Below are 11,912 nucleotides of genomic sequence, written 5' to 3' on the forward strand. Positions count from 1 at the left end.
CCACCGGTGACACCGAGGCCGAGTTGCGCCGCCGCGCGATCCTGACGATGGAGCCGGGAAAGGCGCTCGCCGCCCTCCGGGAGGTCCTGCGCGGCGACGCGGCGTCCGCCGTCGTCGCCCGGGTGGACTGGCGGCGGTTCGTGCCGCTCTTCACGGCGGCCCGGCCCAGCCCCCTGCTCGCGGCCCTGGCCACGGCGGACACCCCGGCCCGTACGGCGGTGGACACCCCGCACGCCGAGACCGCGCTCGCCGCCCGGCTCGCACCGCTCGACACCGACCGGCGGGTGGCCTATCTGACCGAACTGGTCCGCCGTGAGGCCGCGACGGTGCTGGGGCTGCCGCGGGGCGAGGAGATCGAGCCGGGCCGCGCCTTCCGCGACGCCGGGTTCGACTCCCTGACCTCCCTCGAACTGCGCGGACGGCTCGGCTCCGCCACCGGTCTCACTCTCGCCGCGACGGTCGCCTTCGACCACCCCGACGCGCTCACCCTCGCCCGCCATCTCGACGGTGAGCTGTCCGGCGCCGTGACCACCGCACCCGTGCCCATCGCCCCCGCCGCCCCGGCCGTGGGTGGCGCGGACGATCCGGTGGTGATCGTGGGCATGGGCGTACGGCTGCCCGGCGGGGTGGGTTCCCCCGAGGAGTTCTGGCGGCTGCTGAGGGACGGTACGGACGCGATCACCGCGTTCCCCGCCGACCGTGGCTGGGACCCGGAGACCGCCGCCACCACCCGGCGCGGTGGGTTCCTGACGGACGCGGCGCTGTTCGACGCGGGGTTCTTCGGGATCTCGCCGCGTGAGGCGCTGGCGATGGATCCGCAGCAGCGGCTGCTGCTGGAGACCTCCTGGGAGGCCCTGGAGCGCGCGGGCGTCAACCCCGCCGCCGTACGCGGCACCGACACCGGGGTCTTCGTCGGCGGCGCGATGCAGGCGTACGGGATGGACGCGGACGGCGCCACCGCCGGGTCCGAGGGCTATCTGCTGACCGGTACCTCGGCGAGTGTGCTCTCCGGACGGCTCTCCTATGTCCTCGGTGCCCAGGGCCCGGCGGTGACGATCGACACGGCGTGCTCGTCGTCGCTGGTCGCCCTGCATCTGGCGGCCCAGGCCATCCGCTCCGGCGAGTGCGCCATGGCACTGGCCTGCGGGGTCACGGTGATGGCCACCCCGACCGGTTTCGTGGAGTTCTCCCGCCAGGGCGGGCTGTCGGCGGACGGCCGCTGCAAGTCGTTCGCGGAGGGCGCGGACGGTACGGGATGGGCCGAGGGCGTCGGTGTCCTCGTGCTCCAGCGGCTGTCGGACGCGGTACGCGAGGGACACGAGGTCCTCGCGGTCATCCGGGGCTCGGCCGTCAACCAGGACGGCGCCTCCAACGGCCTGACCGCGCCCAACGGCCCCGCCCAGCGGAAGGTGATCCGGCAGGCCCTGGCCACCGCGGGGCTCTCGGCGTCCGAGGTCGACGCGGTCGAGGCGCATGGCACCGGAACCGAACTCGGCGACCCCATCGAGGCCGAGGCGCTGCTCGCCACCTACGGCCAGGACCGGGCGGAGCCGCTCCGGCTGGGGTCGGTGAAGTCCAACATCGGCCACACCCAGGCGGCGGCCGGGGTGACCGGTGTCATCAAGATGGTGCTGGCGCTGCGCCATGGCGTCCTGCCCCGCACCCTGCACGCCGAACACCCGTCGCGGAAGGTCGACTGGACCTCCGGCCGGGTGGAACTGCTGACCGAGGCCGTTCCGTGGGAGGCCAACGGCCGTCCCCGGCGGGCCGGTGTGTCCTCCTTCGGCATGTCCGGCACCAACGCCCATCTCATCGTGGAGGAACCGCCCGCCCCGGCCGCCCTCCCGTCGGCTCCCGATCTCATCGGTGAGCTGCCCCTGGTGGTGTCGGGGCGGAGCCCCGGGGCGCTGGCGGCCCAGGCGGCCCGGCTCGCGGACCATCTGGACGCCGCCACCCCGTCGCTGGCGGGAGTGGCCCGGTCGCTGGCGACCGCGCGTACCGTACGGGAACACCGCGCCGTCGTCCTCGCCGGGGACACCGCCCAGGCGGCGGCCCGGCTGCGGGACCTCGCCGACGGCTGCCCGGCCCCCGGCCACCTCCACACCGGCGCCGCCGACCACCCCGGGCGGACGGTGCTCGTCCTCCCCGGCGCGAGCGCGGTCTGGCCCGGGATGGGCCGGGAACTGTGGGACGCCGAGCCGGTGTTCGCGGCCCGGATGGAGGAGTGCGCCACCGCGCTCTCCCACCATGCCGACTGGTCGCTGCGGGACGTGGTCTTCGGGGCCGCCGGGGCGCCGGAGCCCGATCGGGTGGAGCGGTCGGTCACCTTCGCGGTGGCGGTGTCGCTGGCCGCCCTGTGGGAGTCGTACGGGCTGCGCCCGGACGCGGTCGTGGGGCATGGGCCGGGAGAGATCGCCGCGGCCTGTGTGGCGGGGGCGCTGCCGCTGGTGGACGCGGCCGGGTTCACCACTCTGAGCGGGGACGCCGACGCCATCGCGGGCTGGGCCGCCGGGGTGGCCGGGCGGGTGCCGGAGGTGCCGTGGTTCTCGTCGGCCGATCTGGCATGGCGGGAGACCGCGCCGGACGCCGTGTACTGGGGACGGAATCTGCCGGGCCGGGTGCGGTTCGCCGACGCCGTCGCCGCGCTCAGCGCCGAGGGCTTCGGGCTCTTCGTGGAGTCCAGCGCCGACCCCGTGCTGACGGCGGCGATCGGTGCGACGGCCCCGGACGCGGTGGCGGTGGGTTCGCTGCGGCGCGGCGACGGCGGGCGTGACCGGTTCGTGCGTTCCGTGGCCGAACTCTTCGTCCAGGGTGGTCAGGTCGACTGGTCGGCTGTGGTGCCGGAGGTGCGGCCTGAGCCGGTTCCGCCGACGGTGTTTGAGCGGGAGCGGTTCTGGTTGGTGCGGGGGCGTGGGGATGTGTCGGGTGTGGGGCAGGTGGGTGTGGTGCATCCGGTGGTGGGTGCGGTGGTGGAGGATCCGGTGTCGGGTGGGGTGGTGTTGACGGGTCGGGTGTCGGTGGGTCTTCAGCCGTGGTTGGTGGATCATCAGGTGGCGGGTCGGGTGGTGGTTCCGGGTGCGGCGCTGGTGGAGCTGGCGGTACAGGGGGGTGACCGTACCGGGACGCCGGTCATCGAGGAACTCCTCATCGAGACACCCCTGGTCCTCGACGGCGACACGGCCCTCCCGGTGCGCGTGGTCGTCGGCGCCCAGGACGCCGACGGCCGACGGCCCGTCACCCTCCACTCCCAGGGTGGGCACGACCCGCACTGGACCCGGCACGCGACCGGCACCCTCACCCCCGCCACCAGCGCCGGGCCCCGTACCGAACCGGCACCCTGGCCACCCGCCGGGGCGGAACGCCTGGACACCTCGGAGTTCTACGGGGGCCTCGCCGCGGCCGGATACCGCTTCGGCCCCGCCCTCCAGGGCGTCCGCGCGATCTGGCGCCACGGCACGGACCTCCTCGCCGAGGCCGAACTCCCCGACGGTCTCGATCCCGCCGGGTACGCGCTCCACCCCGCGCTCCTCGACGCCACCCTGCACCCCGCCACCGTTTGGAGCGAGGACGGCGCGGTGGCCCTGCCCTTCGCGTGGAACGGTGTGGCCGTCCATGCCTCCGGCGCGCGTTCGGTACGCGTACGACTGAGCCGGGAACCCGGCGACGGCGTCCGGCTGGAGGTCACCGACACCGCCGGAGCACCCGTCCTCACCCTGGGCTCCCTCGTCACCAGGCCGCTGCCCGCCACCACCGAACCGACCCGTGGCCGGGGCGAGGTATACACACGTGAGTGGACGGAGGCGGGGTTCACGCCCGCGGCCGCGCCTGGATCCACTGCCGTCGCCGCGCCCGCTGCCTCCGCTGTCGCCGTACCCGGACCCGGCACCTCCGCCGTGTCCCGCCCCGCCGCCGTCACCGCCATGGCCGTGATCGTGGACGCCGGGGAGCTGGACCGGGCCGAGCCCGCGCCCTGGCTGCTGCTGCGGGTGCCGGACGGCCCCCGGGAGCTGGCCGAGCCGGACCGGGCGCGGGTGGTGCTCGCCGACGTCCTCTCCGTACTCCAGCGCCTGACGGCCGAACCGCGCTGGCAGGAGACCCGGCTCGCCGTGGTCACCGGGCCCCTCACGGACCCGGTCGCGGCCGCTGTCTGGGGCCTGGTCGGCAGCGCCCAGTCCGAGCACCCCGGACGCTTCCTGCTCATCGAGGCCGCCCCGGCGCCGGAGACTCCCGAGATCGCCGCGGCCCCGGAGATCGCGCGGATCGCCGGGTGGGCGGTGGCCGCCGACGAGTGGCGGCTCGCCCTGCGCGACGGGCGGTTCCACGTACCCCGTCTGCGCCGGGTCGGCACACCGGAGCCCGCTGTCGGCACACAGGAGCCCGCCGCCGGAACGGAATCCACCGGAACGGAATCCACCGGAACGGAATCCGCGGGAACGGAATCCGCCGGGACGGGCCCCGACTGGGGCGCCACCGTGCTCGTCACCGGAGGCACCGGCACCCTGGGCGCCCTCATCGCCGAACACCTGGCGACCCGCCACGGCGTACGCCACCTCGTGCTCGTCTCGCGCCGGGGCCCCGACGCGCCCGGCGCCGGGCCGCTGAAGGCCCGGCTGGAGGAGTCCACGGGCGCGACCGTCGAGCTGGTCGCCTGTGACGTCACGGACCGGGACGCGGTGGGCGCACTGCTCGCGGCCACCGCGCCCACCGGTGTCGTCCACACCGCCGGGGCCCTGGACGACGCCACGCTCGGCGCCCAGAACCCCGGCCGGATCGACACGGTCCTGCGGCCCAAGGCCGACGCCCTCGCCCATCTGGACGACCTCACCCGCGACCCCCGTGTCCGTGCCTTCGTGGTCTTCTCCTCGGCGGCCGGTGTCCTCGGCAGCGCCGGACAGGCCAACTACGCGGCGGCCAACGCCTACGCCGACGCCGTCGTCGCCCGCCGCCGCGCCTCCGGCCACCCGTCCTGGTCCCTGGCCTGGGGGCTGTGGGCCCCGCCGAGCGGGATGACCGCCCATCTGGACGCGCGGGCCACCCAGGGCAAGGGCGTCACCGCGCTCCGCGCCACCGACGGCACCGGTCTCTTCGACGCGGCGCTGAACCGGTCCGAGGCCCTGCTGGTACCGATCGCCTTCGATGTCCCCGCGCTCCGCGCGCTCGCCACCGAAGGGCGGCTGCCCGCGCTGCTGCGCGATATCGCGGGGCCCGTCCGCCGCGCGATCACCGCCCCCGCCGCGCCCTCCTCCGGCGGCGCGCTCACCGCCCTCGGCGCGGGCGACGACCGCCGGGAACGCCTGGTCGACCTGGTCCGGCGCGAGGCCGCCGCGGCGCTCGCCCTCCCGGTCTCCGGTGTCGCACCCCGTCGCGCCTTCCAGGAACTGGGGCTCGACTCGCTCACCTCGGTGGAGCTGCGCAACCGCCTCAGCGCCGCGACCGGGCTCAGGCTCCCGGCGACCCTGGTCTTCGACCGGCCCGACGCGACCGCCCTGGCGGAGTATCTGGACACCCGTCTCTCCGGCACCACGGCCGACGCTCCCGCCCCCGCCACGGTGTCCACCACGGCCGCCGTCACGGACGACCCCGTGGCCATCGTCGGTATGGGGCTGCGGCTGCCGGGTGGGGTGAGCGACCCGGAGGGTTTCTGGCGGTTGCTCGCCGAGGGCCGGGACGCGGTGTCCGGTTTCCCGGTGGACCGTGGCTGGGATCTGGAGCGGCTCTACCACCCCGACCCGGACACTCTCGGGACGACATACACCCGCCATGGTGGCTTCCTGCATGACGCGGGCCTCTTCGACGCCGACTTCTTCGGCATCTCGCCGCGTGAGGCGCTGGCGATGGATCCGCAGCAGCGGCTGCTGCTGGAGACCTCCTGGGAGGCCCTGGAAGGCGCCGGGATCGACCCGCTGTCCCTGCGTGGCCAGCAGGTCGGCGTCTTCACCGGCCTGATGTACCACGACTACGCGACCGGTACCCAGCCCGAGGGCCTCGAAGGGCTCCTCGGCACCGGCACCGCCGCGAGCGTCGCCGCCGGACGTGTCTCCTATGTGCTCGGTGCCCAGGGCCCGGCGGTGACGATCGACACGGCGTGCTCGTCGTCGCTGGTCGCCCTGCATCTGGCGGCCCAGGCCATCCGCTCGGGCGAGTGCTCGATGGCGCTCGCCGGAGGCGCGACCGTCATGTCGACACCCGCCGGTTTCGTGGAGTTCTCGCGGCAGCGCGGACTCTCCCCCGACGGCCGCTGCAAGTCGTTCGCGGCGGGCGCGGACGGTACGGGGTGGGCCGAGGGCGTCGGTGTGCTCGTCCTCCAGCGGCTGTCGGACGCGGTACGGGAGGGCCGTGAGGTCCTGGCCATCGTCCGGGGCTCGGCCGTCAACCAGGACGGCGCCTCCAACGGCCTGACCGCGCCCAACGGCCCGGCACAGCAGCGGGTGATCCGGCAGGCCCTGGCCAGCGCGGGGCTCTCGGCGTCCGAGGTCGACGCGGTCGAGGCCCATGGCACCGGAACCGAACTGGGCGACCCGATCGAGGCGGAGGCCCTGCTGGCGACCTATGGGCAGGGCCGGTCGGAGCCGCTCCGGCTGGGGTCGGTGAAGTCCAACATCGGTCATGCTCAGGCGGCGGCCGGGGTGACCGGTGTCATCAAGATGATTCTGGCGCTGCGACACGGGGTGCTGCCCCGCACCCTGCATGTGGACCGTCCGTCGGAGAAGGTGGAGTGGGACTCCGGCCGGGTGGAGCTGCTGATGGAGGCCGTGCCGTGGGAGGCGAACGGCCGTCCGCGCCGGGCCGGTGTGTCGTCGTTCGGCGTCTCGGGCACCAACGCCCATGTCGTGATCGAGGAGGCGCCGACGCGCCTGCCCGTGCCCGCCACTCCCGCACCGACCGGCCTGGTACCGCTGATCGTCTCCGGCCGTAGCCCGGAGGGACTGAGGGCCCAGGCCGAGCGTCTGGCCAGCCATCTGGAGCGGGGCGCCGACCTGCACGGCACCGCGCGCGGATTGGTGTCGGGCAGGACCGCGTGGGAGTGGCGTGGGGTGGTGGTTGCTGGTGGTGTTGGTGAGGCGGTTGAGGGGTTGGGGTCGTTGGTGGTGTCGTCGGTGGTGGCTGGTGAGGGTGGTGTGGGGTGGTTGTTCGCGGGTCAGGGTGCTCAGCGGGTGGGGATGGGCCGGGAGTTGTATGAGGCGTTTCCGGTGTTCGCGGGGGCGTTTGATGAGGTGTGTGGGTTGCTGGACGGTGAGTTGACGGGGTGTTCGGTGCGGGAGGTGGTGTTCGGGGACGAAGAGGCTTTGCGGGAGACGGTGTTTGCTCAGGCGGGGTTGTTCGCGGTGGAGGTGGCGATGGCCGTGTTGCTGGCGTCGTGGGGGGTGCGGCCCAAGGTCGTGGTGGGTCATTCGGTGGGGGAGTTGGCGGCGGCGCATGTGGCGGGTGTGCTGACACTGGCGGATGCGGTGCGGTTGGTGGCGGCGCGGGGGCGTTTGATGCAGGCGCTGCCTTCGGGTGGGGTGATGGTGTCGGTGAACGCGTCGGAGGCCGACGTGTTGCCGTTGCTCACGGACGGGGTGGCGGTGGCGGCGGTGAATGGTCCGTCGTCACTCGTGCTGTCCGGTGCGGCGGACGCGGTCGATGAGCTGGTGTCGCGGCTGGGTGTGGAGGGGCGCCGGCTGGAGGTCAGTCACGCGTTCCATTCGCCGTTGATGGAGCCGATGCTGGCGGAGTTCCGCCGGGTGGCTGAGGGGCTGGTGTTCTCGCCTCCCACGATCCCGCTGGTCTCCACGGTCACGGGTGAGCGTCTCTCCGATGAGGACGCCTGCTCGCCGGAGTACTGGGTGAACCAGGTCCGTGCCACGGTCCGTTTCGCCGACGCCGTCGCGAATCTGAACGTGGGAACGGTGCTGGAGCTGGGTCCCGGCGGTGTGCTGACCAGCCTCGCCGGTGCCCTGGGCGTGGACGCGTTCGCGCTGACCCGCCGTAACCGTCCCGAGGTCCGTACCGCGCTGACGGCTGTCGGCGAGGTCTGGGCCCGGGGCGCCGACGTCGACTGGACCGCCCTCACCCCCGACGTCCCGGCCGTGAAGGTACCGACCACCGCCTTCCAGCACCGCCGCTACTGGCTCGCCTCCGGCACCCCCGCCGAGGACGTCAGCGCCGTCAGCGTATTCGGGCTGACCCCGTCCACGCACCCGGTGCTGCGCGCGGTGGTCGAGAGCCCGGACGGGGACGGGACCGTGCTGACCGGGCGGCTCTCCGTCGCCCATCACCCCTGGCTGGCCGACCACACGATCGCGGGCAGCGTCCTCGTCCCCGGCGCGGCCCTCGCCGAACTCGCCCTGCACGCGGGCGAGCGGACCGGCGCTCCCGTACTGGAGGAACTGGTCCTGGAGGCGCCCGCCCGGCTGACCGACTCCGGCGCCCTGCGGATACGCGTCGCGGTCGGCGCGGCCGATGACACGGGCCGGCGCGGAGTGAACGTCCACGGGCGGACGGAGGACGGCGAGTGGACCCGGTACGCCACCGGCACGGTCAGCGCGGCCACGGCCGACGGCGCGACACTGCCGGAGTGGCCACCGGCCCACGCCCTCCCCGTACCGCTGGACGGGTTCTACGAGGACCTCGCGGACACCGGCTACGGCTACGGCCCCGCCTTCCGTGGCCTGCGCGCGGCCTGGCGGCGCGGTGACGAACTCTTCGCCGAGGTGGAACTGGACGAGACCGCCGACCCGTCGGGCTTCACCGTCCACCCGGCCCTGCTCGACGCGATGCTGCACCCCGGCACCCTCGCCACCTCCGGGGAGGGCGTGACCCTGCCCTTCGCCTGGACCCGGCTCCAGGTCCACGCCCACCAGCCGTCCCGGGTACGGGTGCGGATGGCGCCCGGCGACGGCGGCGGCGCCTCGCTCACGGTCACCGACACCGAGGGCGCCCCGGTCCTCACCCTGGGCGCCCTGGTCAGCCGGCCGGCCGCACTCACCCAGGGGCCGGACGACCTGTACGCGGTGGACTGGCATGCCCTGCCCCCGGGCGGGACACCGGTCGACACGGGCCCGGTGATCGAGGACGCCGAGGCGCTGCCCGCACGGGTCACCCCCTGGCTCACCCTCAGGATCCCGGCCGATACCGCCGCCGATGCCCCCGATCCCGCCGATGCCCCCGGTCCCGACCAGCCCGGCCGGGCCCGTACCGTCCTCTCCCGGACCATCGGTGTCCTCCGTACCCTCCTCACCGACCCCCGCTGGCAGGAGACCCGGCTCGCCGTGGTCACCGAGGAGGACTCCCCGGCCGCCGCCGCCGTCCACGGTCTGGTGCGCAGCGCCCAGACGGAACACCCCGGCCGGATCGTCCTGGCCGCCCTCGGTGACTCCGCCGACCTGGCGCGTCTTCCCGCCGCGGTCGGTGCCGCGCTGGCGGCGGGCGAACCGGAACTGGCCGTACGAGGAGACGGGTTCACCGTTCCGCGACTGGTCCGGCACACCGAGCGGGCCGATCACACCCACGGGGGCGACCCGTGGGCGCTGGCGGTGACCGGCACGGGCACCGCCGACGGGATCGCCCCGGCACCCCGCCCCGAGGCGGCCGGGCCCGCCGGGGAGGGCCAGGTCAGGATCGAGGTGAGGGCCGCCGGGCTCAACTTCAAGGACGTCCTGATGGCCCTCGGGATGTACCCGGGGGAGCCGGCCCTCGGCAGTGAGGCCGCGGGCGTGGTCGTCGATGTCGGCCCCGGGGTGGAGCACCTCAGCCCCGGCGACCGGGTACTGGGCCTGTTCCCGCACAGCTTCGGCCCGTACGCCGTGACCGACGCCCGGATGGTCGCGCGGATGCCGCGGGAGTGGAGCTTCGCGGCGGCCGCCGCCGTACCCGTGGTCTATCTCACCGCCTACTACGGTCTGGTCGACCTCGCCCGGATACGGCCCGGCGAGCGGCTGCTCGTGCACGCGGCGACCGGAGGCGTCGGCACCGCCGCCGTCCAGCTCGCCCGGCATCTGGGAGCGGAGGTCTTCGCCACCGCCAGCGAGGGCAAACAGCACGTCCTGCGCGCCCAGGGGCTGCCCGACGACCATATCGCCGACTCCCGCACCCTCGACTTCGCCCGCCGCTTCCCCGCCGTCGACGTCGTCCTCAACGCCCTGACCGGGGAGTACGTCGACGCCTCGCTGGGCCTGCTCGGCGACGGCGGCCGGTTCCTGGAGATGGGCAAGACCGACATCCGCGCCGCCGCGCCCGGCTACCACGCCTTCGACCTGGTCGACGCGGGACCCCGGCGGGTGGGGGAGATGCTCGCCGAGGTCCTCGGCCTCTTCGCCACGGGTGCGCTGACCCCGCCCCCGCTCACCCGCTGGGAGGCGCACCGCGCGGCGGACGCCTTCACCGCGATGTCCCGCGCCCAGCACATCGGCAAGAACGTCCTCGTCCTGCCGCGCCGCCCCGACCCCACCGGAACGGTCCTGGTCACCGGGGGAACCGGCGCCCTGGGCGCGTTGACGGCGGAGCACCTGGTGAGCGCGTACGGGATCCGTTCCGTGCTGCTCGCCTCGCGGTCCGGCGCGGCGGCGCCCGGCGCGGCCGAGGCCAGGGCGCGGCTGGAGCAGGCCGGAGCGCGGGTGCGGATCGTGGCCTGCGACGTGTCCGAGCGCGAACAGGTCCGCGCCCTCCTGCGCGAAGTCCCCGGCGACGCCCCGCTGACCGCCGTCATCCACACGGCGGGCGCCCTGGACGACCGGGTGGTCACCGAGCTGGACGACGCGAGCCTGGACCGGGTGCTGCGGCCCAAGGCGGACGCCGTCGGCCATCTCGACGCCCTCACCCGCGGCCTGGACCTCGCCGCGTTCGTGGTCTTCTCCTCGGCCGCCGGAGTCCTCGGCGGCGCCGGACAGGCCAACTACGCCGCCGCCAACGCGTATCTGGACGCGCTCACCGCCCGGCGCCGCGCGGCCGGGCACCCCGCCGTCAGTCTCGCCTGGGGCATGTGGGAACCCACCGGCGGTATGACCGCCCGGCTCGACACCGGGGACACCCGGCGCCTCACCCGCTCGGGCGTCGGGCTGCTCGCCCCGGCGCAGGGCATGCGACTGCTGGACGCGGCGCTCGGCGCCACCCGGCCCGCCCTGGTGCCGATGGCGCTCGACCGGTCCACGCTGAGGGAGCGGGCCCGGGCCGGTGAACTGCCGCCGCTGCTGACCGGAATCGGCGGCGGCCGGACCGTGGCACCGCCGGTCTCCCGGACCCCGGCGGCCGGAGCGGGCCGCTCCCGGGTCACCGACATCAGCGCCCTCCCGGCCGGCCAGCGGCGCGACCGCCTGCGTGACCTGGTCCGCGCCGAGGCGGGCGCGGTCCTCGGACGCGACGGCGGTGCCGCGGACGGCCCCGGCGCCGACAAGGCGTTCCGCGACGCGGGATTCGACTCCCTGACCGCGATCGAACTGCGCAACCGGCTGGCCGCCGCCACCGGCCTGACGCTGCCCGCGACCGTCGTCTTCGACCATCCCAACCCCGCCGAACTCGCCGACCACCTCCACGGGCTGCTCTTCGCCCCCGAGGACCCGGCCGCCGTCGTACGAGGACATCTGGACGCCCTCGCGGGATCCCTGTCCGCGCTGACGGAGGCGGCGGACTCCGGGGAGGCGGTGAACACAGGGGACACGGGGGACACGGCGGAGATCGCCGACCGGCTGCGGGCCCTGCTCGCCGCTCTCGAACCGTCGGGACCGGTGACCGCGCGTCCCGCCACCGCGGACCCGGCCGCGCCCGCCACCGCCGACCTGGACGAGCTGACCGAGGAGAACCTGTACGAGTTCCTGGACCGGGAGATCGGCTGACCGGCCGACCGGTTGACCGATGGAGACCGATGGCCGCGCCCCGCCGGGGCACCGGCTGACCGCGTCCCGGCCTTCTCGGGGCGGGCGGCCGTGGAGCACGGC

1 protein-coding gene is annotated in these 11,912 nt (G+C 75.0%); it reads left to right on the forward strand.

Annotated elements, in window-relative coordinates:
• Positions 1-47 precede the first annotated feature (47 nt).
• Complete coding sequence (locus ACFVIM_RS26865; protein WP_384306271.1) at positions 48-11,810, forward strand: SDR family NAD(P)-dependent oxidoreductase; 11,763 nt, start codon at positions 48-50, stop codon at positions 11,808-11,810.
• Positions 11,811-11,912: the final 102 nt, after the last annotated feature.

Origin of the sequence: Streptomyces sp. NPDC057638 (assembly GCF_042800315.1) — a bacterium.
Taxonomy (GTDB): domain Bacteria; phylum Actinomycetota; class Actinomycetes; order Streptomycetales; family Streptomycetaceae; genus Streptomyces.